This is a genomic window from Solibacillus merdavium, from assembly GCF_014836935.1.
Taxonomy (GTDB): Bacteria; Bacillota; Bacilli; order Bacillales_A; family Planococcaceae; genus Solibacillus; species Solibacillus ferritrahens.
This window is the reverse complement of record NZ_JACSPW010000019.1, coordinates 13597-35811: the sequence shown is the minus strand read 5'-3', so window position 1 is coordinate 35811 and position 22215 is coordinate 13597. Positions and strand designations below refer to the sequence as shown.

General features: G+C 34.6%; 22 protein-coding genes and 1 other annotated feature. Of the genes, 13 read left to right on the top strand and 9 right to left on the bottom strand.

Features of this window, described 5'->3' with window-relative positions; all coding sequences use genetic code 11:
* Nucleotides 1–4 precede the first annotated feature (4 nt).
* From H9632_RS16200 to H9632_RS16190, 3 genes are all read right to left on the bottom strand, one after another.
* The gene (locus H9632_RS16200) at nucleotides 5–280 is read right to left on the bottom strand and encodes a hydrolase (RefSeq protein WP_191705114.1); all 276 of its coding nucleotides are present in this window, start codon (nucleotides 278–280) and stop codon (nucleotides 5–7) included.
* Nucleotides 281–571: 291 nt separating this feature from the next.
* On the bottom strand, nucleotides 572–721 hold the full coding sequence (locus H9632_RS16195; RefSeq protein ID WP_191705113.1) for a YjcZ family sporulation protein: 150 nt from the start codon (nucleotides 719–721) through the stop codon (nucleotides 572–574).
* Between the two features lie 162 nt (nucleotides 722–883).
* Entirely contained in the window at nucleotides 884–1333 is a 450-nt protein-coding gene (locus H9632_RS16190) for a DinB family protein (protein ID WP_191705112.1), read from the bottom strand.
* A 453-nt stretch (nucleotides 1334–1786) separates the two neighbouring features.
* On the opposite strand from H9632_RS16190, the gene H9632_RS16185 reads away from it, so the two are divergent.
* The 6 genes from H9632_RS16185 to H9632_RS16160 all read left to right on the top strand — a co-directional run bounded on the left by H9632_RS16185 (nucleotide 1787) and on the right by H9632_RS16160 (nucleotide 6220).
* Entirely contained in the window at nucleotides 1787–2221 is a 435-nt protein-coding gene (locus tag H9632_RS16185; RefSeq protein WP_191705111.1) for a MarR family winged helix-turn-helix transcriptional regulator, read from the top strand.
* Between the two features lie 40 nt (nucleotides 2222–2261).
* Nucleotides 2262–3245: a ring-cleaving dioxygenase gene (locus tag H9632_RS16180; RefSeq protein WP_191705110.1), complete on the top strand. Its 984-nt coding sequence runs from the start codon at nucleotides 2262–2264 to the stop codon at nucleotides 3243–3245.
* Between the two features lie 30 nt (nucleotides 3246–3275).
* Nucleotides 3276–3878, top strand: coding sequence for an alpha/beta hydrolase (locus tag H9632_RS16175; RefSeq protein WP_191705109.1), 603 nt, complete (start codon nucleotides 3276–3278; stop codon nucleotides 3876–3878).
* A 234-nt stretch (nucleotides 3879–4112) separates the two neighbouring features.
* Entirely contained in the window at nucleotides 4113–4556 is a 444-nt protein-coding gene (locus H9632_RS16170; RefSeq protein ID WP_191705108.1) for a hypothetical protein, read from the top strand.
* 367 nt (nucleotides 4557–4923) lie between these two features.
* Nucleotides 4924–5865, top strand: a complete 942-nt coding sequence (rnz, locus tag H9632_RS16165) for a ribonuclease Z (protein WP_191705107.1) — start codon at nucleotides 4924–4926, stop codon at nucleotides 5863–5865.
* Nucleotides 5866–5989: 124 nt separating this feature from the next.
* Complete coding sequence (locus H9632_RS16160) at nucleotides 5990–6220, top strand: acyl-phosphate glycerol 3-phosphate acyltransferase (protein WP_191705106.1); 231 nt, start codon at nucleotides 5990–5992, stop codon at nucleotides 6218–6220.
* Between the two features lie 119 nt (nucleotides 6221–6339).
* On the opposite strand, the gene H9632_RS16155 is transcribed toward H9632_RS16160, so the two are convergent.
* Nucleotides 6340–6846, bottom strand: a complete 507-nt coding sequence (locus H9632_RS16155) for a TetR/AcrR family transcriptional regulator (RefSeq protein WP_191705105.1) — start codon at nucleotides 6844–6846, stop codon at nucleotides 6340–6342.
* A gap of 96 nt (nucleotides 6847–6942) precedes the next feature.
* On the opposite strand from H9632_RS16155, the gene H9632_RS16150 reads away from it, so the two are divergent.
* Nucleotides 6943–7764 carry an SDR family oxidoreductase gene (locus H9632_RS16150; protein WP_191705104.1) on the top strand — a complete coding sequence of 274 codons (822 nt, stop codon included), beginning with the start codon at nucleotides 6943–6945 and terminating at the stop codon, nucleotides 7762–7764.
* Nucleotides 7765–7921: 157 nt separating this feature from the next.
* Here the strand turns inward: H9632_RS16150 and proC are convergent, their stop codons facing one another.
* Nucleotides 7922–8728 (bottom strand): pyrroline-5-carboxylate reductase, encoded by an 807-nt coding sequence (gene proC, locus H9632_RS16145; RefSeq protein ID WP_191705103.1) that lies wholly within the window; start codon nucleotides 8726–8728, stop codon nucleotides 7922–7924.
* 88 nt (nucleotides 8729–8816) lie between these two features.
* Nucleotides 8817–9028, bottom strand: a binding site (T-box leader).
* Between the two features lie 128 nt (nucleotides 9029–9156).
* Here proC and H9632_RS16140 point away from each other — a divergent pair.
* Nucleotides 9157–10098: an MBL fold metallo-hydrolase gene (locus tag H9632_RS16140; RefSeq protein ID WP_191705102.1), complete on the top strand. Its 942-nt coding sequence runs from the start codon at nucleotides 9157–9159 to the stop codon at nucleotides 10096–10098.
* A gap of 210 nt (nucleotides 10099–10308) precedes the next feature.
* Here the strand turns inward: H9632_RS16140 and H9632_RS16135 are convergent, their stop codons facing one another.
* The 3 genes from H9632_RS16135 to H9632_RS16125 all read right to left on the bottom strand — a co-directional run bounded on the left by H9632_RS16135 (nucleotide 10309) and on the right by H9632_RS16125 (nucleotide 12244).
* A complete protein-coding gene (locus H9632_RS16135; RefSeq protein WP_191705101.1) occupies nucleotides 10309–11466 on the bottom strand; it encodes a site-specific integrase in 1158 nt (385 codons plus the stop codon).
* A 209-nt stretch (nucleotides 11467–11675) separates the two neighbouring features.
* Nucleotides 11676–11873: an Arm DNA-binding domain-containing protein gene (locus H9632_RS16130; protein WP_191705100.1), complete on the bottom strand. Its 198-nt coding sequence runs from the start codon at nucleotides 11871–11873 to the stop codon at nucleotides 11676–11678.
* Nucleotides 11874–11977: 104 nt separating this feature from the next.
* Nucleotides 11978–12244: a helix-turn-helix domain-containing protein gene (locus H9632_RS16125; RefSeq protein WP_191705099.1), complete on the bottom strand. Its 267-nt coding sequence runs from the start codon at nucleotides 12242–12244 to the stop codon at nucleotides 11978–11980.
* Nucleotides 12245–12838: 594 nt separating this feature from the next.
* Here H9632_RS16125 and H9632_RS16120 point away from each other — a divergent pair.
* On the top strand, nucleotides 12839–15637 hold the full coding sequence (locus tag H9632_RS16120; protein WP_191705098.1) for a TrlF family AAA-like ATPase: 2799 nt from the start codon (nucleotides 12839–12841) through the stop codon (nucleotides 15635–15637).
* A gap of 236 nt (nucleotides 15638–15873) precedes the next feature.
* Here H9632_RS16120 and H9632_RS16115 read toward each other — a convergent pair whose 3' ends face one another.
* Nucleotides 15874–16503: a hypothetical protein gene (locus H9632_RS16115; RefSeq protein WP_191705097.1), complete on the bottom strand. Its 630-nt coding sequence runs from the start codon at nucleotides 16501–16503 to the stop codon at nucleotides 15874–15876.
* 98 nt (nucleotides 16504–16601) lie between these two features.
* On the opposite strand from H9632_RS16115, the gene H9632_RS16110 reads away from it, so the two are divergent.
* The 4 genes from H9632_RS16110 (at nucleotide 16602) to H9632_RS16095 (ending at nucleotide 21939) form a co-directional block, all read left to right on the top strand.
* A complete protein-coding gene (locus H9632_RS16110; RefSeq protein WP_191705096.1) occupies nucleotides 16602–17453 on the top strand; it encodes a DUF7662 domain-containing protein in 852 nt (283 codons plus the stop codon).
* A 364-nt stretch (nucleotides 17454–17817) separates the two neighbouring features.
* Nucleotides 17818–19782 (top strand): DEAD/DEAH box helicase, encoded by a 1965-nt coding sequence (locus H9632_RS16105; protein WP_191705095.1) that lies wholly within the window; start codon nucleotides 17818–17820, stop codon nucleotides 19780–19782.
* A gap of 110 nt (nucleotides 19783–19892) precedes the next feature.
* Nucleotides 19893–21368, top strand: coding sequence for a hypothetical protein (locus H9632_RS16100; protein WP_191705094.1), 1476 nt, complete (start codon nucleotides 19893–19895; stop codon nucleotides 21366–21368).
* A gap of 136 nt (nucleotides 21369–21504) precedes the next feature.
* Complete coding sequence (locus tag H9632_RS16095) at nucleotides 21505–21939, top strand: helix-turn-helix domain-containing protein (protein ID WP_191705093.1); 435 nt, start codon at nucleotides 21505–21507, stop codon at nucleotides 21937–21939.
* The last annotated feature ends 276 nt before the right edge of the window (nucleotides 21940–22215 follow it).

Here is a 22215-nt window from a genome sequence, read left to right as displayed (position 1 = left end):
AAACTTAGTCTACTTCAATTCGTATAGCATCAATTTTTTGACAGTCTACGATAAGAGTTGAACCACGTTCTGTTGTTGTATCAATAAAGAATGCACAGCAATTATTATGGTCAAATCTTTTAAAAACGACATCTTCTAATATTTGACCTCCTGATAAGAAAACGTCAACTTCTGTACCTTTTCTTAATTCTCTTAATAGGTCACAGATACAACCATTACAACGACCTTTATTATTCCCAGAACTTGATTCACGTCTACAATCATTACAATTACAACCCATTTGTAACACCCCTTTTCTTGTCTGTTTTTGTAAGGCTAGCATTACATTAATAGAATATGATTTGAAAATAAAAAGAGCTAGGTAACGTAACTAGAGAGAATATAGAACTTTTGATAAAGAATTAGTAGGTAAAAGAACTAAATTGTGCAGTAAGTAAGGTGTGAACTAAATATGTATGTGAAGTTAGGATTATAAAAGGATCACTCGGGGGGCGGGGAAGTGATCCTAATTCCAAAATAATATTAAAAAGATGACAAGCTAATTTTTATTGACTGTCATATCTAACACTTACTACTTTTTGTTACTACTTGTTTGCATGAAAGTAGCACCGACAATAACTAGAAGAATGAAAAGTACAACGATTAGAACGAAAGTTGAACTATTGTTATTGCTATAACTGTTGTATCCTCCATAGCAATTGCCATATCCTGAGTAGTCCATGAAAATTCCTCCTTCCCCTCTTATATTATTCTTTTATAGGGGAAAAGGTAGGGCAAAAGAACAGGGACAAATTTTGTGTGTAGCTAATAGATAAAATTTAGATACTAAACATATCGAACAAACTACGCAATAACTAGGGGAGAAATTCCCCTTGTAACGTAATTAAAATAACGGCTTTTGAAAACCATTAATGTGAGCGATAACTGGAATTTGCCCAACATGGTACGCCTCATGCGTGTAAACATGATGAAACAACCAGCTTAAAGTAGGAACAGAAGGTGGTATCCATCCATCAGAAAACTTAGGAACTTCCACTAGTTTATGGAGTTGCGATTGTTCTAAAGTATGTAAAATGTTATCAGTGTAATTTCTAATTTGTATATAGCTATCTAATATTTCTTTAGGGGAGCTTTCATCATCAAGATGTAAAATACAACTCTTTTTCAGCCCGATTTCATTCACCCAATAGTCTTCGCTACTTGAAATATGAGCTATAACCCAAGCTACGTTATTTGGATAGATATCTGATTTTTTAAGCCAAAGTTCCTCATCCAGTGTATTTAGGTAAGGGATTAAAGTTTTTCTAGGATCATTGCGATATGGGAACAGCATGTATATCCATCCTTTCGTTTCAAATGAGAATCTGATAGAGAAATAAGTGCATTAAAAAAGACTCAAGCTTTAGCTCAAGTCAGGAAAAATTATACAAGACCATTATAGCGCGTATGTTCCTATGCGGGCTACTCATTATACAATATATAATTCTATTCGAAGTAAAATTTCCATCAGATGAAACAGCGATTAATTCATTTACAATTTGCCAATCCTTCTTTTTAAGGAGTGGTAAATATGGAGAACAGATTTTTCATTGGCCTATTGAACGGCTTAATTTTAAGCATCATATTATGGACTTCTATTTTTGGCTGGATAAGATTATTATCCGGTTTATTTAAGTAATAGTGGATCGTGAAATAAAATCAATCGTTTGACAGTGTAAGGAATCAATGTTATATTTATCTCGAATTAAAGATAAATGAATTCGTGATAAAGAAGGAGTGAAACTTTATGAGTGAATTTGATAAACAACTAAAAGCATTTACTGTATTACACCGAGCAACGACAGCTGTACATGAAGCAACGAAGAAGGATATTCAGCAAAGTGATTTAAATTTAACGGAGTTTGCTGTAATGGAACTGCTTTATCATAAAGGCGATCAACCTATCCAAGTCATCGGAAAGAAAGTACTAATCGCAAGCAGCAGCATTACTTATGTTGTCGATAAACTTGAAAAGAAAAACTTTATCAAGCGTGTCGCATGTCCAACTGACCGTCGTGTAACATTTGTATCGCTGACAGACGAAGGTACAGAAATGATTGAATCGATATTCCCGTCACACGAGAAAAAGATTGCTTCCATTTTTGATGTTCTGTCAGAGGAAGAATTAGATACGTTGATCGATTGCTTAAAACGTGTCGGACATCATGCAAATACATTATAAAAAATGATATCTCGATTTCGAGAAAACGGAGGAATTACACATGAACCACATTAAAGGAATACACCATGTAACAGCCATTACAAGCAGTGCAGAAAAAAATTACGAATTCTTTACGTATACATTAGGTATGCGTCTTGTGAAGAAAACGGTAAATCAGGATGATATTCAAACATACCACCTGTTTTTCGCGGATGATAAAGGCTCTGCCGGAACAGATATGACATTTTTTGATTTCCCGGGAATCCCAAAAGGCACACATGGTACAGATGAAATTTACAAAACAGCGTTCCGTGTCCCAAATGATGCAGCACTGGATTATTGGGTTAAACGTTTTGATCGATTAAACGTAAAGCATGAAGGTATTAGTACTCTATTTGGCAAACAAGTATTATCATTTGTTGATTTCGATGATCAACAGTACATGCTTATTTCGGATGAAAAAAATGAAGGCATCGCATCAGGTACGCCATGGCAAAAAGGACCGATTCCATTGGAGTTTGCAATAACAGGCTTAGGACCGATTCATATCCGGGTTTCACAATTTGATTATTTCAAAGAGGTACTCGAAAAAGTAATGGTGATGCGTGAAGTTCAGAAGGATGGTTCATTGCACTTATTTGAAGTTGGTGAAGGTGGCAATGGGGCATCTGTCATCGTCGAGCACAATACAGAGCTAGCACCGGGACGTCAAGGCTTTGGTACGGTTCACCATGCTGCATTCCGATTAGAAAATACGGAAGTACTGCATGAATGGACAAAACGTTTGGAAGGCTTTGGTTTCGGTACATCAGGCTATGTTGACCGTTTCTTCTTTGAATCGCTTTATGCGCGTGTAGCACCTGGCATTTTATTCGAGTGGGCTACTGACGGACCAGGATTTATGGGAGATGAGCCGTATGAAACAGTTGGGGAATCGCTATCATTACCACCGTTTTTAGAAAGCAAACGTGAATATATTGAAAGCGTTGTTCGTCCGATTGATACAGTACGCTCAACTAAAACAATTGAAAAAGAGTATGAATAGTTTCTACTATATAAGAAAGGAGAATGGACTATGAACTATATTTTTAATAAAGGAAAAATTGATAAGCCTGTATTGTTACTGCTGCATGGTACAGGTGGAGATGAAAACAGCCTACTTGCACTGGCAGAAATCATTGATCCGGAAGCATCTGTATTAAGTGTACGGGGCAATGTGCTGGAACAGGGGATGCCACGATTTTTCCGCCGTTTAGCAGAAGGTGTTTTTGATATGGAAGATTTAGCATTCCGTACAAAGGAACTCTATGAATTTCTCGACAAAAAAGCTGCAGATTACGAGTTTGATCGCAACAATATTATTGCAATCGGTTATTCGAACGGTGCCAATATCGCAGCAAACTTGTTGTTTGAATATGAAAATGCATTAAAAGGTGCCATTCTGCATCATCCAATGGTGCCAAACCGTGAAACGACTGTTGCCAAACAGGACGGCACACCAGTCTTTATCGCAGCAGGCATCAATGACCCAATTTGCCCGCAGCAGGAAGCAACCGATTTAGAGCGTTACTTAAAAAATGCAGGTGCTCATGTAACATTGACGTGGGAATCAAATGGCCACCAGCTTACGATGAGTGAAGTGCAAAAGGCAAAAGCTTGGTATGATCAAACGTTTTAGGAAATAAAGAGGACCCTTTCTGAATTGAATTTCAGGAAGGGTCTAATTTTATGTATAGGTTTAACACAAGACTAGTCAAAAATAATTTAAGGTTCACAATATTTGTATTTTAATTCCATATAATTAAAAAATATAATAATCTATAGAGCTTCATGTCTTATGACTAGAGGTAGCTGCAGACAGTTATTAAAAAATTGTAAAATACTGGCGTGATATTGAATGGGGGATGAACTATTGCAAAAGAAAATAAAAATAATTGAGGACAGAAAAGCATTTATTTTAGCTATTGGTTTATTAATTATAATCTGGATTTTTTTCAGTAATTATTGGCATTATCCATCTCCACCGATTGATTCACTCACTGCAAAAGAGGTTATTCGTATTTTAGAGGAAGAGGATTCTGAGAGCGGGCTTATGAAAATCGCTACTGAAAATGATTTTGATTGGTATATATGTAAGGGTATTAGCTGTATAGATGAGGAAATATTTTTCCCGCTTTCAGATAGAGGTTGGCATAAACAAGGATCAATTGATAAACAAGATTATTATGTCCAAACTTTCACTAAAGATCAATTTGCAGGTAACCTAGGCACTACTCTCAAAATAGAAGTATACTACAGTTGGTTGGGAAAGGAAGATGTATTTTTTTTGAAAATACCTCAAGATGTTGAATTTTAGTTACGAGGTGCTTCATATGACCATGGAAGGAAGAGGGGGTTATAAATAAATAACCGGAGGAATTCCCCTTATTTGAAAAATTATTGGTTTTTTCATGAAAATAAGGGTAAAAATTTCCCTTATGTAGTGTGTATCCCCACTTTTTTATTGCTTTTTAGGGTAATAAGCGGAAATTCTCCCCTTATTTCGGGTGTTTTTTGAGCAATTTCGAAAATAAGCGGAATTCTTCCGTCTATTTTTCCGCAAGCTCTATCTATTACCGTGCCAATTTATACTTTGCATTAATTTATTTGCAACCTATAATAAAAACAACGATAGTAAAAGCTTCTACATGAGGCAAACTATACTCGTGTTAGGAGGAAAAGACATGCAAATACAGTTTTTGGGTACCGGTGCTGGAATGCCGTCAAAAGAACGCAATACGAGTTCCATTGCATTCAAACTTTTGGAAGAACGAGGATCAATTTGGTTGTTTGATTGTGGGGAAGCGACACAGCACCAAATTTTGCATACATCAATAAAACCGCGGAAAATCGATAAAATTTTTATTACGCATTTACACGGTGACCATATATTTGGACTACCCGGTTTTTTAAGTTCCCGGTCCTTTTTAGGTGGGGAGGGTCTGTTAACAATTTACGGGCCAGCTGGTTTAAAACAATGGATTGAACAAACATTACAATTATCGAAAACTCATTTAACCTATCCAGTCGAATTTGTTGAAGTAACAGAGGGAATCATATTTGAAGATGAGAAATTTACCGTCCATGCACTGCCGCTTCAGCATGTCGTCCCATGCTTCGGCTATCGGATTGAACAAAAGCCGATGCAAGGCGAGCTACTGATTAAAAAAGCGTTAGCATACGGGGTGCCAAAAGGTCCGTTATTAGGCAAATTAAAAGCAGGTCATTCCGTACAATTAGAGGATGGAACGATTGTTGAAAGCAGTGATGTGACGTCACCCCCGCAGCAAGGATTTACCGTGGCGATTTTAGGGGATACAAAGTATTGCGAAAACAGTATCCGGTTAGCACAGAATGCGGATGTTATGGTACATGAAGCGACGTTTGACCATTCGACAATCGAACTTGCCGCCCAGTACGGACATGCGACGAATACAGAAGCAGCTAAAATTGCAAAAAAGGCACAAGCAAAACATCTGCTGTTGAATCATATTAGCGCCCGTTTCCTGAAGCATGATTTAATCCCGTTTTTAGAAGAAGCTAAAGCGATCTTCGAAAACAGCTATCTAGCGAATGATTTCAGCCAGTATGAGTGGCGGAAAAATGAACTGATGGAAATTGAATAAGCAAATTTATATTGAGGCGTATAGTAAATGCTAGAGTATTTACTATACGCCTCTTTACTTATTTGAGAAAAATCTGGTCATTTACAGAAATAATTCGCTATAATGGAGAAAAGGGGGATGAATGATGCAGCAACCGACAATTTCACCGAAAGTATTACGATTGCTAGTTATTTTTCCAAATGTAATGAGTTATATTTTATTATTTGGAGTAGTCGTCTACATACGTACCAACCTAGATATGCTTAAGGCAACAGATAGCTTAAATACGTGGCTGATTATTGCCGCAGTATTAGGTCCGATTTCTTTGTATACGACATTCAGTATTGTGAAGCGAATTAAGAATGGAATGTTGTAAAAGATTACGGTTCCCATAAGGGATGAAAACAATTAAATTATTAATCATATTTCTAAACACTCAGTCATTATTTAAACTGAGTGTTTTTAATATTTAGCTTAAACTGGTGAATCAATCTATTAAATATTTACTTTTGAAGCCCAATTTGTGAAACCGATTTTCATTAATTTTTCGGCAGCTTCACTTGGACTAATGAGGAAGTCATTTTCTACCCAATTTTTTAAGAAGCCAATTGTGCCGAAACTTGCAAAAATGGCATAATCTAAATCGTTATAAACGTGCATTAAATAGTTGCTCAGTTCAATGGAAAGATGATGAAAATCGAGTGTATCTTGTAATGCATGTTGATAATAAGAGCGGTATTTAATAATGTGTTGACACAGGTTGAGAGTAGTTGTACTACTGAATTCATGAGGATTTTTTATTTCATAATGCATGAAAAATTCCCTGTGAATCTGCTGTTTTACATACAAATGGAGCTGCTCTCGATTGTCGAAATGGGTGTAAAAGGAAGAGCGTGATGTATTAGCAACTAGAACAATTTGTTTTACTGAAACCTGGGTAGGGAGATGTTGATGAAGGAGTTGCAAATAAGCTTCCTGAAACGTGTTTTTTAATGATTTCAAATGTGACACTCCTCGGACATTTTCACTTGAAATGTCTGAATTATATTAAATGAATGCGGTTACAATTAAAATATAAAAGTATAGGAGGTATGTCAAATGACAAATCAAGTTTATGTAATTACAGGTGGTTCTGGTGGAATGGGTAAAGCGACTGCTGAACTCGTAGGGAAATACGGTACAGTATTACTTGCAGATATTTCTGAGGAGCGTTTAGAAGCAACAAAACAGGAGTTAGCTTCAAAAGGGATTACGGACGTTCATTATCAAACAGTTGATATTACTTCTAAAGAAAATGTAGATGCTTTAGCAGCAAAAACGAAACAACTAGGTACATTAAAAGGTTTAGTACATACAGCAGGGATTTCTCCCACTATGGGTGATGCAAAGAAAATTTTAGATGTTAACCTAACAGGAACAATTAATGTATTAAATGCATTTTATCCGCTAGCAACTGAAGGTACATCTGCAGTTATTATTTCATCTATGAGTGGCTATATGGTACCCCCACAAGGACCTCATATGGAAGTAATCCGCAATCCATTTGGTGAAAATACTGTCGAAACGCTAGAGCAATTCTCTCAAGGGAATTCTGGCGCAGCATATACGTTTTCTAAATTAGCTGTACAAGTAATTGCTGAAGATCAGGCTTGGCATTGGGGTGAAAAAGGCGCACGTATTAATTCACTTTCTCCAGGGACGATCAATACATCAATGGGTCGCCAAGAGGCAAAGCAGTCTGAGCAAATGGCACAATTACTTGCGATTACACCATTAAAAAGGGAAGGGGAAGCACGTGAAATTGCAACGGCTGTTGAATTCTTATTGAGCGATGCAGCTTCTTACATTACAGGTATCGATTTACGTGTAGATGGCGGAACAGTGCCAAACTTACGTAAAGTACAAGCAGCCCAACGATAATATATTCTTTTAAAAATGTTCATAAAGAAGAGCTTGGGTGCAAAAATACCTCAAGCTCTTTTGCATACAAACTATTTTCATTTGCTATTATATTAATTGCCATGTCCGATACGATTTTGTTTAGCATGTGATTTATCAAACGTTCGAATTAAGTTTTTTACTCCCCGCGCGCCAATTCTCTAGACCGGTTTTCTGCGCTTCTGACACAGTTTGCAATTGTCTCGTTAAAGGACATCGATTCCAGTGCTTTAATCCCAGCCTCTGTCGTTCCACCTGGACTCGTTACTTTTTTGCGCAGTATTTGCGGTTCGACATTACCGGATTTCAGCATTTCCGCTGATCCCGCAATCGTCTGAACCATTAGTTCCCGTACAATTTCCTTTGACAAACCATATTCAGCCCCAGCCTGTTCAAATGCTTCAACCAAATAGTATAAATAGGCAGGACCACTTCCGGAAAGCGCTGTAACGGCATGAAGCTTTTCTTCCTCAACTTCAATGACAATGCCGACCGCTTCAAGCATTTGAATATAAAGTGCATGCTGAACAGTTGTGACGTGTTTATTGAATGCTATACCTGAAGCAGACATTCCAATAGTTGCGGAAGTGTTTGGCATGACACGAGCAATTGGTCGGCTGCCGAGATATTGTTCGATCGTCTCAATGCTTACGCCAGCCAGTACGGATAAAATCGCGGTATCAGCACCTAAATGTGGTGCAATTACCTCCATTGCAGCGCGGGCATCTTTTGGCTTCATCGCTAAAATAACGAGATCAGCATCGTGCAGCTGCGAAATATCCTCCATTAGGTTGACATTATAGGCTTCAACAAGCTCCTGTAAGCGTTCTTTATTGGATCGATTGGATATGAACAGAGCCTTTGGGTTAACGACACTCTTTTTGATCCATCCATGAATGAGCGCTTCTGCCATGGAACCAGCACCGATAAATATAATCTTTTGCATATTGTATCCCTCCGATTTTTAAATGCGATTCCTGTAAACGTTAAGATTTTTTTATGAACATAAAAAAAGCATCTTCATCCCTACAATCAGTAAGGACGAAAATGCATTGATTTCCGCGGTACCACCTTTATTCACACATAATGTGTGCAGCTTCAGCCTTTTTATCGCAAAGGGTACGGTTATGTTGTCATAACGGCTCAAAAGGAGGTTCGATTATTTCAGCGGGTTATGCCGATTTCAGCAAAGACGGCACTCTCTAAAACCTTAAAATAATGTACTTAGCTTTCTCATTGCCTGTAAATTTCGAATTATCAAAAATTATAGTGGTGTATTGAAAAACTGTCAACCTTTAACGTGACGAATAAGAAAAAAAGAGTTAAAATAAATGAATAGTCATTCAGAACGAGCAAGCCAAAGGGGATTAAAACATGGAAGTACATAAAATTGTTATACCAACACCATATGCAGTAGGGGATGTAAATGCTTTTCTAGTAAAAGGAGATGCCCTCACTTTATTCGATGCAGGACCAAAAACAGAAGAAGCATATGAGGCGATCAAATGGGGTCTACGCAGTGCAGGTTATGATTTGAAAGATGTGGAACAGGTCGTATTAACTCATCATCACCCGGACCATGCAGGATGGATTGATGCATTTCCTGGCGCGGAAGTGTTAGGTCATGAATATGTCGATTACTGGATGAAAAAGGAACCATCATTTCTACAGTATCATGAGCAGTTTTTTAAAAAGCTATTAAAAGAGCAAGGTGTACCTGAAAAATATGTGAACCGTATTTTACACGTAAAAGGGGAAATCGAGCTGTTCGGTACGATTCCGCTAACAGGTTATTTAAAAGAAGGGGATGAAGTGCCAGGCCACCCAGGTATGAAAGTATACGAAACACCCGGCCATGCACAAAGCCATTTAATTTTCGTTGATGAGCAGACGAGAGAATGTATCGGCGGAGATTTACTACTGGAACGCACATCTTCCAATCCATTAGTCGAGCCACCAATTGATTTATCGATGGAACGTCCTAAATCACTTCTGCAGTACAATGAATCACTAAAACGCCTGAAAAACTTAGGGATTTCAAAAGTGTACTCAGGACACGGCGGGGAATTGACACAAATCGAACCCCTCATCGATGAGCGTTTGGAAAAACAAAGACAGCGCGCTTTCAAAGTATACGGACTGCTTGATAAGCCGCAAACAAACTTTGAAATGACGACCCAATTATTTGAACGGATCTATCAGCAACAATTAGGCCTGACACTGAGTGAGACGTTAGGGCAGTTTGATTATTTGGTTGATCAGGGAATGGTTGAGATTGAGGAGCGTGGGGGAATTCAGTACTATAAAAAACGTTGATTTATTCTCTTTGTATTTAATGGAGTTTTTGGACGCGGGTTCGACTCCCGCCGTCTCCATAATATGGATTTCATTGAATTTCACCTGATTTCAATGAATCTCAAAACCCTTGATATTCAAGGGTTTTTTGCTTTTTTAGAGATCCATTTACTTTCATCTAATTTCATTGAATTTCAACTTTATATGGTCAATTTTATGGTCAATTTATGGTCACGATTTTAAGAAGTCTGCGAACAAATTGACTGTTTCTTTTTCGGCATGCGCAGTTAAATGCGTGTATATATCCATAGTAGTTTTGATGTCGGAATGACCAAGGCGCATTTGGACCTGTTTCATGTTAGCGCCCGCCTCTATTAGCATTGACGTATGTGTGTGGCGTAATCCATGCGTTGTAAGTGGCGGAAGTTTATACTTCTCGATGACATAATTGAGCCATTTCCGTGTTTTAGTCGGTTGCAAATAGCTATTGTCCTCGTTCGGTAAAACTAACTGCTTTTTCTTTTTAAATCGTCTACCTAAAGAGTTTTTAAGGTCAATTTGCCATTCTTGTAGAAGATTAATTGTTTCATTGTCTAAGCTGATAGTTCGACTAACACCAGTCTTCGTTGATTTCTCATACATAGTATTTTCTAATCCGCGCGCAATCGCTTTATTGATTGTCATTTCCTTTTTCTCGAAATCAATATCCTCCCAAGTGAGCGCTAATAATTCACCTTTACGCATCCCAGTGAAAGCTAAAACATGAATTGCAACGTATGCCTTTCGATTAGTTTCTTCTTTCATTAAAGAAAGGAGTTTGTTTAATTCTTCTTTCGTATAAAAGTTCCGCTCAACGCGATTAACGCTTTTTTTAGGTGCGCGTTTCTTCGGCATTTCGACTAATTTAAATGGATTAGTGTTAATAAGGTTTCTAATGACAGCGTAATCTAATACCTTTGAAGCGTATGCTTTAACAGTGCGCGCTTTTACTAACTTCTCATGAAGTTTATTAACAAATCTCTGGCAAATATCCACATTTAGCTGTTCAATACGATAGTCGCCAATTGCAGGGAGAATATGATGCTCGAAGTATTTAGTTGTTTTATTTAGCGTACTTTCTTCTACTGTACTTTTATATGATTTAAACCATGCTTCATACAGTTCTCGATAAGTTTCGTAAGTTCGCTTTTGATACTTCCCGTTCGCAATTTCAAGTTGGATACGTGCCAGCGCAATTTCTGCTTCTTTTACGGATCTAAAACCTCGACGCGTTGTATATTGTGGTTTGCCAGTCATAGAATCTGAGCCGAGATATACTTTGAACATATAATATGTTTTACCATCTTTTTTCTTATAAGCTTTAATCGCAGAGTTTGATTTCTTTGGCATAGTTAGTATTCCTCCTATAATTACGGGGACAAATTACAAAGGGAATATAACCAGCGTTACTCAAATTTTAGTAACACTTATATTATAAAATTACGGGTTCGAGTTGTCTAAAAAATAGCGTAATTTGCCACCGTAAGTTTTGAAATGATGTTGGATTTTTTCGGGTTTTTTAGAAGTTGATGAATGTGGATATGCTAATCGAGGATAGCTTACTTATTTAATTGAATTTCAAGTAGAATTTGTTTGTAAGCCATTTCAGCGTCATTGAAAGTTTTATATCCTCGTCTTGTTGTATATTGGTGTTTACCTGTTAATGGATTTATACCGATGAAGACTTTAAACATAAAATAAATTTCACCGTCTTTTTTCACATACGCTTTAATTACTGAATTAGTGAGATTGTTCATCTTCAATATTCCTCCTGCAATATAGAATTTTTGGATAAATAACATAGTAGGTTATAAGAAGTTGTAAAAAGGGATTGTAAAATTATTTCGAAAGTGAAAATGGTTTAAAATGAATTTTCACGAAGGAAGCGATCAATTTCACTTTTGGCTACGCGTTTTACACGATCAACTTCAGCAACTTTTAGTCCCATGATGCGGAACTTGTTGAACGTGTTGTATGAAATATTTAAATATTTACATGCCTCTTCAATGGACATCCACTCCTTTGGTTCGTTTTTATTGTTGCTAACAATTTCCTCCAGTAATTCAGCGAGTGTATTTAAAACAATCGCTTGTGTGGAGGATTGAATTTCTAATGCATTTAGCTCCATTTATATTGACCTCCTAATCAAAGTATTTATTAAAATGATAAGGTTACAAATGTAACTACATAAGGTGTTCCTCCTTTCGTAATATGTAGGTGGTTTAATTGGCAGGAGGAGGGCGGACAAAATAAAAAACTGGCTTATTTAAAGATACATTTATACTTAGAGTGCGCAATTAGCCTATAAATGGGTGCACTACACCCATTACTTGCTAAAAAAGCATTCTAAATAAAAACATGTACTTTTAAATAAACCAGTTAAAAACTATTAAACAAAAATTTATATGTTAAATTGCCTATATTCAATTTTTGATTATAATTTACAAAATATTTTGTTTGTTGTCAACAAGAAAGTTTTAAAAAATTCGAAGTGAGTGCTCAGGTCACCCCCAGGAAAATAGAATCCTGTTCCCATTATTTAATTTATAGTATGCCTTATAGGTGAAATTAGCTTAAATAAGTAAATAGATTTCTCGATTTAATGAAAAATAGTTGTATTAGTAAGCTTAAATTATTTATTCGCTCTAATAAACTTGATATTTTTTACATTTATGTAAATATAGTATATGTAAATAAATAATATACTAAAGGAGCGTTGTTTATGTTAAATAAAGGTTCTGAATGGAGTCGTTGGGATTTACATATTCATACACCATTTTCTATACATAACTCATATGGTGGCCAGAATGAAGAAGTTTGGGAAAGCTTCATAACTCATTTGGAAGGTTTGCCAAGAGATGTCGATGTAATTGGAATAAATGATTATTATTTTATCGATGGTTTTGAGAAAGTAATGGAATATAAGATGGAGAAAAATAGATTACAGAACATCAAAAAAATATTTCCGCTTCTTGAATTTCGAATAGATACCTTTTCAAGTGCAACAGAAACTAAGCTTCAAAAAATAAATTTTCATATTTTATTTAATATAAATGACGCTGATTGGAAAAATGAGATTAGAAGAATAAAAGAAGAATTTATTCAACAAATTAAAGTGTCTAAGTTCCACCCAACTAAGTCATTAAGTAAACAAGCATTTACTGATATAGGAGGGTCTTTACAAGAAGGGTTTTCACAATTTGTTCCAGATACAGATGAAGTGTTAAAGCTAATAGATAATGAAGTTTGGAGAAGGAAAGCGTTCATACTAATTGGTTATAAAGAATGGAATAACTTAGATAAAGGTTTGCAAGTAAAGCCATACAAAGAAATGCTTTTTGAGGTAGCTGATGGATTATTTACAGCATCACCTGAAGTAGACGTTAGTAGAAAAGAAGCTATCTTAGATGATTTCGGTGGTAATGTTTTAATCCATTCTGCGGATATTCATAATTTAAATGATTTAAAGCCAGAAAATTATAAGTGCTTTACATGGATTAAAGCAGAGAAAACATTTGAAGGGTTAAAACAAATTTTATTCGAGCCTAAAGAGCGTATTAAAATTCAAGCAAATAATCCTTATTATGATGAACAAAAATCTGTTGTGTTAGATTCTATCCAAATTGAGAGCACTAATAATTGGTTTGATACGCAACCAATTCCATTAAATAGGGGATTGATTTCTATTATTGGTGAAAAAGGTGCGGGAAAAACAGCACTTCTTGATTTACTTGCAATTGCAAATGAAGAAGGGATATATGAACCTGATAAGTCTATTTATTATTCATTTATTAGTCGAGCTAAAAAAGAATTACTTAATTCTAAGGTTTTGATGAATTATGTAGGAGGTTCAGAAACTAATACATATTTATTAGATGGATATGTAAGAAATGAATCTAATGTTAATGCTAAAGTAAGATATTTATCATTGAAAGAATTGGAAGGTTATGTAGACGAAAAAGATAAATTCCAGGATTTCATTAAATCAATTATCCATTCTAAATCTCCTGAATTAGATAACTTTGCAAATAAAATTAAACAAGAAGTAGAGATTATTGCTAAGTTAAATTATGAGATAGCTGAATTGGAAAAGAAAACGGATAGCTTCGTAGAAATTTCAAAAGCCTTAGAGAATAAAAAAATAGAATTAGCTCTGCATGAAAAAAATGAACCAGAAATAAAAACAAACCTCTCTGCAGAGGATGTCGAACTATACAAACAGTTAATTACACAAAAACAGCTTCAAATAGCAGAGATTCAAAAAAATACAACCGCAAGTAATAAAATTCAAGAAATAATTACTTGGATTGATAAAGAGATTGAGGTATTCAAAGAATCTTTTAGTAATAGACTTACTTCAAAACTTATTGAAGTTAATGGGTCACAATTAAACTATAATGGTGATCAATTTAAATTGAACATTGTTGTAGAAAATTTAGAGTTGTTAAAACGTACAATTGATAATTTATCAGAATCCAATAAAAATATTAATGAGTATATAACTCAGATTAATAATCAGATAACACCATTAGCTGAGAAAAGTGAAAATTTTGAAAAAGAACAACAAAATACCGTTAGTTGGATTCAAACAAAAGAAAGATTAAAGACAGAAATAGATAGTTTTATGAATCAATTGGCGTCTTTTGAAAAAATAAAAGAGCAAATCTTGGAATTAAAAAAGCAAAGAAAAAATCATTATAAAGAAATAATTATGATTAAAATTAATCAAAAAGAAAAATATATGAGGTTAAAATCTGAATTAGAGTCAAATAATAATATAACATTTAAAGTAAAAATAGAATTCAATAAAAATAAATTTTTGGATAAAGAAAACGCGATTATTAACCATAGAGTTGGAAATTCTCAAGAAAAAATATTAGAGGCACTACAAGATATTATTTTTTCAAAAGTAGAGCAAATAGATAATATTGATCTTGATGATAATTTAGATTCTTTGACAAGCTTTATAGATGTTGTTGAAAGCGATTCCTTTGTTAAATATGTTTTTGGAGAAAAACGTACAAAAGATAATTTAATGAAAAGTAGTTTTACAATTAAGGATTTTTATAACTGGATTTTCGATGATTATTTTGACGTGAATTATTTTATTGAGTTTAAAGGCAAACCATTAGAGAAATTATCACCAGGACAAAAAGGTTTAGTGCTGATGAAAGTATTTTTACGATTAGATAATAGTACAAAACCATTACTAATTGACCAACCAGAAGATAACTTAGATAATAAGTCCGTTTTTGAAGATTTAGTGGAGGACTTCAGAGAAATTAAAAAGAAAAGACAAATTATTATAGCTACACATAATCCAAACTTAGTTGTAAATACTGATAGTGAACAAGTAATTATTGCGAAATTTGAAGACAATAATGATTTGGACAATAAACCTAAAATAACATATATATCAGGTGCATTAGAAAATGAACAAATCAAGAGTGAAGTGTGTAGTATTTTAGAAGGAGGAAATGATGCCTTCATTCGAAGAGAAAAAAGATATTCACTTGTTTAAGTTGATTTAGTTAGTATAAAGACTCAATAGATAAATATTAAATGCGTCAGTTTAAGTGGTCTTAATTGAATGTTTTTATATAGTAGGAGCATCATTAAAATAAACTAAGCAGTTGTAATATTGAAAGGGTTTGCTACGTCCTCAGTGCATATTATTTGCGACAAATACAACAAAAGCTGGGCGTATTATGCCCAGCTTTATTCTTTTTGTACAATATTGAATATTCGCTTAAAATTTCACCAAAACTCAGGCACTTCAAAGGGCATATTGAAATAAGAGCTTTGTCCATGTTCATCTATTAGCCAATGCTTTTTATAATTCTCATTAAAGAGGTTCAAAAGAGATTGGTCTAATTCTGACTCTATAGCTGGGTCAACTAATGGTGGAACTAAGTAAAATGTATCTGCTTTGATTTTGCTATATGCTTCATCTCTAATATCTGCAAAGGCAGTAGGTGCATTGTTAATATTCACCCATTTTAATCCAGTCCATTTCTCTAAGGAGTCGGATGTTGCGTTTATGTATGGAGCGAAATCAACGTCCGTCAAAAAGCGATTATAAAAGTAGATCGGGTGCAAATATAGGACGTCTTCATCATGGAAAAACACCATATAGGATTCTACAATTTGTTTTGCTTCATAAAAGCGGTAAAAATGCACATGAAGTTCAATTGATAAACCGCAGTTTTCGTCTTCGACAAATGTATAGTTGTCTATCATATCTTTTGAGATTTTATCTTTGTTATGAGTAGAAGTCCTTTTGAATTTGTGGACTGAACCATTGATAGTTACAGCGATACGCGAAGGAATAGTTTGTTTTTCGTTGTAATAATTAATTAGCTCAGTCATAGAAGAAAATACTGCCATTCAGCTACCTCCAAGATACTTAATTATTATTAATGGATTTTGGTAAAATATAATTTACAATAAAAGGATAAATTTTTCAAGAGTGCAGTGAGGACAAAATGAACCGTTTAAAAGAGGGAAGATATATACCGTTACAACAATATTTAATGAATGTAACAGCGAATGAAATAAAGCTTACATTTAGTGAGATAGAATCGATTTTAAAGGAATCTTTACCAGCCTCAGCATATAAGTACAAAGTGTGGTGGGGCAATACTGAGCGCTCACAAAAACATGCAGTTACATGGTTACATGCTGGCTATAAAATTAAAGAAGTTGATTTCGGCAATTATGTAATATTCATTAAAGCAGATGTGGCTGAAAATAAGGTGTTATTTAAAGTAGAACATGGCAACCAAGCTAATGTAGTTGATTACACGGAAGCGGGATACATTGAAAAAATCTCGAACAAATTGATAGAAGCACAGGCTTATTTAAATAATGCAGATGTTGACGGCTTTTCAAAGTTAGAAGTAATCGAGCAATTTGAACTTTTAAAAGGACTTCGAAGAATACTCGGCAATATAGATAATGATATGAGTTTCTTAGGCTGTTTGTTAATAAAGGAATTTTTGCAGAGTAGACATGGTTTGTCCGATTTAAAGATGGCTCTAAAACCAGGTTTGGATATAGATGAATTGACTGCTGATGGCAAAAGAGTAATTGGAGAATTAAAGACAACATATCCATATTTGGAAAATGATTTTGGTTCACAGCAAAAGAGTAGTTTTCTAAATGACTTTGAAAAATTGCAACGTAATGATGCGCAATTTAAATACTTCTTCGTAACGGAGCCACGTACTTATGAAATTGTATGTGCAAAATACTTAACATATTTAGAAGGAGTTAAAGTCGTGTTGTTACCGAATGCTTTAAGAGATAATAATTTTATTGTGGATGTTATGAAATAATGATATATTTTTGATGTTTGTTTTAATTTTAATGGATAAATTTGTATATTATTAAAAATTTCCGAGAAAATGTGTTGACAATAGGCAAAGAGTGTTTTAATTTATACTTGTATTTTGTAAATAGTTTTTTGTATATATTATTTTTTCTATTTTTAAATGGCTTTGTATACTTATATAGATAGTTAGACTGGTTTTTATATACATGTTTATTTCAAATGAATACTTGAGTGGTTTTATAAATGGGATTCTTGTGTCCTTTTATGAATCTATGATGGTTATTTTTTTTGATATTGCATGTATGTAATTAACCAGTCTTTTTTGTGTTTTCATCAGTTTATTAAGTAATACAAGGAGTGGATGTAATATGAAATCAGCATTAAAAAAGAAAAATTTAGTGGTGCTTAAAGTGAAGGATGTTAAAAGAGATAAGGAACTTTATTTGCATCAAAGAGAAGCAATGATGGCATTAGATCAATCAATTATAGATAAGGAAAACAACCGATTTGCGGGACTCATAGTTTTACCGACTGGCGGTGGAAAGACAGAAACGGCAGTTCGCTGGGTATTAAAAAATTTCATTAATCAGCATAAGAAAGTAATTTGGATTGCACATCGTCGCGAATTGATTGAGCAAGCTTTTGAATCAGTTGAGAAAAATGCTATTACAGCATTAATCGATAAGCGAAAGCATTTTAACTGCCGTATTATTTCGGGCGAACATGGAAGCGCATCAACGATTGAGCGTAATGATGACTTTATTATTGCCAGTAAGGACAGTTTGTATCGAGGCTTGCATCATTTAGAAGAGAAGTGGTTGAAATATCATAAAGAAGTCTTTCTTATTATTGATGAAGCACACCGCGCTACTGCAAAAACGTATCGCAAAATAATGGAAAGCATCGATAAAAATGCAAAGAAATTTCAAGTAATTGGCTTAACGGCTACACCATTTCGAACTGCACAATACGAAAAAGGACTACTAAAAAAGGTATTCAAAAACGATATTGTGTACCAAGTGTCTTTACGAACATTAATTAGTAGAGGGATCCTCGCTCAACCTATTTTAAAAACATTGCAGACGTATATTAATGTTGCAGAAGATGTTTCAGAGGAAGAAGCGCAACTAATTGAGAAAAATGATACTATTCCACCTGATATTGCGAATTTTATTTCCAAAAATAAAGTTCGGAATAATCGTATTGTTCAAGAGTATATCGACAACAAAGATGAATATGGTAAAACGCTTATTTTCGCAGTTAGTCAGACACATGCAGTCGTATTAAATACGCTGTTTCATGAGCGTGGTATACGTTCAGAATATGTCATTTCAAATGGCACAGATCTATTTGGTAAAGGCATTATATCCGATTCCAATAAGGAAAAAATTAAACGCTTTAAGGAAAATGCGTTGGATGTTCTGATCAATGTGAACATTTTAACAGAAGGAACGGATATACCAGATACGCAAACCGTATTTTTGACACGACCAACAACTTCTGAAATTTTAATGACACAAATGGTAGGGCGTGCATTACGAGGTGAGCAAGCTGGCGGAACGAAAAATGCTTATATCGTAAGCTTTGTAGATGATTGGCAAAATAAAATTGCTTGGATTACGCCAGAGAAGCTATATGTTGGACAAGGTGTTTGGCAAGATTGTGAGAATAATCCTGCCAGCTTCCGAAGGTTATTGCCATTAAAGCAAATTGAACAATTTGCAAAAATCGCAGACGATACAATTGACACAACAGAATTAGAAAAAATAGAGTTCATCAAAACTGTACCATTAGGCTTTTACTCATTTTCATTGGAGAAAACCAATGAGGATGGCTCTACTTTTAATAAAAGCTGTGAGGTATTAGTTTATGAAAATAATAAAACGTCGTTCGAAAAGCTTATGGATAAGTTGACCGCTTATTACAGTATTCCAGATGCAAAAGGTGCAAAAAAGTTAGCGAAAATCTTTGCAGATGCAGAAGATCTTTCGGTTATTTCATTCCTGGCATCGTTTGGCTTTTATAGCTCAAATGATTCTCCGACAATTAATTTAATTGATGATGTAAAAGATATAGTAAGTCATTTTGAAATAAATCGAACAGCGCCACCATATATCGAGTTTAAAGAGCGTGAGCAAATTGATATTCGTGGTATAGCGCAGAAAGTCTATGATATGGAATTAGGCGGAAAGAAGAAAAAGGCGTATATCGATGATGTATGGGAAAGAAATAGCTTCCTGCAAGCGTATTTCAATCATAAAAAGCTCTATTTCAGAAAAGCGATAGATACTGAGTTACTGAAATTAGAGGAGCCAGAGCTTTATTCAGCATAATCAATTTCATTGAAAGGGGGTGTTCGACCATGTAAGGACAAATTTTAGTAGTATTTTTGTAATTGATGCTTATAATTTATTAAAAAATTTAAAGAAAGGACTGGTTACGCATGTACCAAACTGAATTATTATCTATTGTATCTACTTTACTACAAGAAAATGCAATTTCTTGCGAGGACTACCGACCAAATGAGGTTCTTGTTAAATTGGAAGATATTGATCAAGAAATTAATGGGAAAGATGTGTGCATTTATCTTAGAGAAGGATTGTTAATGCACGGATATGAAGAGATTGAATTTGAATTTGATGACGATGATGACAAAGTATTAATTGTAAGCGCTATTCAACCTCGTAATGATGTAGAAGAACGAACACGATTAATAACTACTGTATTAACGCTTTTAGGAGAGAATGTAATCGAACACGAGAGATTCCAACCCGATTCGATTACGATGAATTTAGTGAATATAAATAAAAAATACGAAGGGAAAAGTATTTTTGCTTTCCTTGTAGAAGCATTAACATTCCACGGTTTTGAAGATATTCATTTTAATTGCGGGGATCGCAACTGGATGACTGTCTACGCAAAAGACCCTCAGGATTCCTTTGCTGAACAATCCAGATTAATGACAACAGTGCTGGTTTTATTAGGCTCACAAGTGCTTGAATTTGAAGAGTATCAGCCAAACTCAATCACTGTAAACTTAGTAGATGTAAACCAAAAAATTAATGAGAAGGATCTTTTTGAATATCTAAGAGAAGCATTAGAATTCCATGGATTTGAAAAAGTTCACTTTAATGCTTGTGATGGCAATTGGATTACAGTGCTTGCTAAAGATGGACGAGATATGTTCGCTAAAAAAACTAAACTGACAACAGCGGTATTAACTTTATTACAAGATGATGTAGTCGAATACGAACAAGTAGAGCAAGATATGATTGCCGTAAATTTAATCGATTGTAATATGAAAATTCAAGGTAAAGAGGTGGAAGTCTATTTAGAAGAAAGATTATCACAACAAGGCTTTGAAGATATTCGATTCACATTTGGAGATGGGCACTGGTTGTTTATAGAAGCGCAAGATCCACAATACAACGATGTAGAATTGTCAAATTTAGCTACTACGGTATTAACTTTATTAGGAAACACCGTTTATGAGTATGGTATGTATTATCCTAATTCTATCTCGGTCAATTCATTTAATTGCAACAAAAAATTTAATGGAAAACGTGTGTATGAGTTCCTTAGTGATGCATTAGAGCTTCAGGGCTATAAAGACATTCAATTCTTTGGAGAGAACGGGCATTGGTGGACAATATTCGCTACTGAACCTGAAAGTTTTGAAACAGTAGATTTAGTAGCAGTCTTAGATACACTTATAGGAAACGATGTCCTTGAATACGAAGAGATTGCTCCAGGGTGCTTAACAATGAACCTGACAGATTGCAACAAGCAATATGGTAGAAAAGATGTGCACACGTATTTAGAGGAAGCCCTAAAATTATTCAGCTATAAAGAACTTCAATTTAACTACGGTGACGATAACTGGTTGACTATCATCGCTAAACAACCTCAGACCATTTAAACTTCAAATAAAATCCAATTAAAAAATCTATTAAAATAGTTATAATCCTCTTCTTCAAATCTATCATAATAAAGATCATCTGATCAGAGAAATGGCATTCCATTTGTGGAATAATGCATGAAGGAGAGGATTTATAATGGAAAAAGATGAAATGTTGATTTCGGATGAATTCGGTAAGATGCTGAAATCATTGCGCAAGAAAAGAGGGTTGACATTAGCTGATTTGAGTGACTTGAGTGGCATATCGATTTCGTACTTGAATCGACTTGAAAAAGGTGAGCGTAAGAGTCCAGGTTTCACTAAGATTTTAAAACTTGCTAAAGTCTTGAAAGTAGATCCTGCTTCGTTAGTAGGTTCAGATTTAAATATGTCTGATAAGCCTATGAGTATTAGCGAACTTCTTTTCAGCACACAGATTGAGCACAATGATGAAATTCTAACAGCATCACAAAAAGAGTTGTTGGTCGAAATCATTGAAACGGTATTGCTTGTAAAATTTGAAGGAACAGGTGTTATAAACGACCTTCAACAAATTGCCGAATTGATCAGCGAACTAAAAGAGCTACAATAAAAGCTCTACGGTGACAGGCATACTGTTGCCGTGCTACATAATCATTAGGTAATTGTTATATAGTTTTGCAATAGCTGTTTAGCACTGATGCAAATGTTATATAAATATTACACAACAGTTAACTAACTTTTATGTAATGAGGAACGTATGTTTCTTTTTGTTTGACTATAGCCAAATCGTTTTTTATAATTTTCTCAAATTAATCGTGAGGTGATTTATATGTTTAAGCGATGCAATTTAAAATTTGAATACGATTAGCACTTACCTGTATCTGAG

Coding starts and splice junctions, on each gene's coding strand:
- H9632_RS16180 (WP_191705110.1), top strand. CDS start 2,262: ATGAACCACATTAAAGGAATACACCATGTAACAGCCATTACAAGCAGT.
- H9632_RS16130 (WP_191705100.1), bottom strand. CDS start 11,873: ATGAACAATCTCACTAATTCAGTAATTAAAGCGTATGTGAAAAAAGAC.
- H9632_RS16150 (WP_191705104.1), top strand. CDS start 6,943: ATGACAAATCAAGTTTATGTAATTACAGGTGGTTCTGGTGGAATGGGT.
- H9632_RS16125 (WP_191705099.1), bottom strand. CDS start 12,244: ATGGAGCTAAATGCATTAGAAATTCAATCCTCCACACAAGCGATTGTT.
- H9632_RS16120 (WP_191705098.1), top strand. CDS start 12,839: ATGTTAAATAAAGGTTCTGAATGGAGTCGTTGGGATTTACATATTCAT.
- H9632_RS16115 (WP_191705097.1), bottom strand. CDS start 16,503: ATGGCAGTATTTTCTTCTATGACTGAGCTAATTAATTATTACAACGAA.
- proC (WP_191705103.1), bottom strand. CDS start 8,728: ATGCAAAAGATTATATTTATCGGTGCTGGTTCCATGGCAGAAGCGCTC.
- H9632_RS16160 (WP_191705106.1), top strand. CDS start 5,990: ATGCAGCAACCGACAATTTCACCGAAAGTATTACGATTGCTAGTTATT.
- H9632_RS16185 (WP_191705111.1), top strand. CDS start 1,787: ATGAGTGAATTTGATAAACAACTAAAAGCATTTACTGTATTACACCGA.
- H9632_RS16100 (WP_191705094.1), top strand. CDS start 19,893: ATGTACCAAACTGAATTATTATCTATTGTATCTACTTTACTACAAGAA.
- H9632_RS16095 (WP_191705093.1), top strand. CDS start 21,505: ATGGAAAAAGATGAAATGTTGATTTCGGATGAATTCGGTAAGATGCTG.
- H9632_RS16200 (WP_191705114.1), bottom strand. CDS start 280: ATGGGTTGTAATTGTAATGATTGTAGACGTGAATCAAGTTCTGGGAAT.
- H9632_RS16175 (WP_191705109.1), top strand. CDS start 3,276: ATGAACTATATTTTTAATAAAGGAAAAATTGATAAGCCTGTATTGTTA.
- H9632_RS16190 (WP_191705112.1), bottom strand. CDS start 1,333: ATGCTGTTCCCATATCGCAATGATCCTAGAAAAACTTTAATCCCTTAC.
- H9632_RS16105 (WP_191705095.1), top strand. CDS start 17,818: ATGAAATCAGCATTAAAAAAGAAAAATTTAGTGGTGCTTAAAGTGAAG.
- H9632_RS16140 (WP_191705102.1), top strand. CDS start 9,157: ATGGAAGTACATAAAATTGTTATACCAACACCATATGCAGTAGGGGAT.
- H9632_RS16135 (WP_191705101.1), bottom strand. CDS start 11,466: ATGCCAAAGAAATCAAACTCTGCGATTAAAGCTTATAAGAAAAAAGAT.
- H9632_RS16195 (WP_191705113.1), bottom strand. CDS start 721: ATGGACTACTCAGGATATGGCAATTGCTATGGAGGATACAACAGTTAT.
- rnz (WP_191705107.1), top strand. CDS start 4,924: ATGCAAATACAGTTTTTGGGTACCGGTGCTGGAATGCCGTCAAAAGAA.
- H9632_RS16110 (WP_191705096.1), top strand. CDS start 16,602: ATGAACCGTTTAAAAGAGGGAAGATATATACCGTTACAACAATATTTA.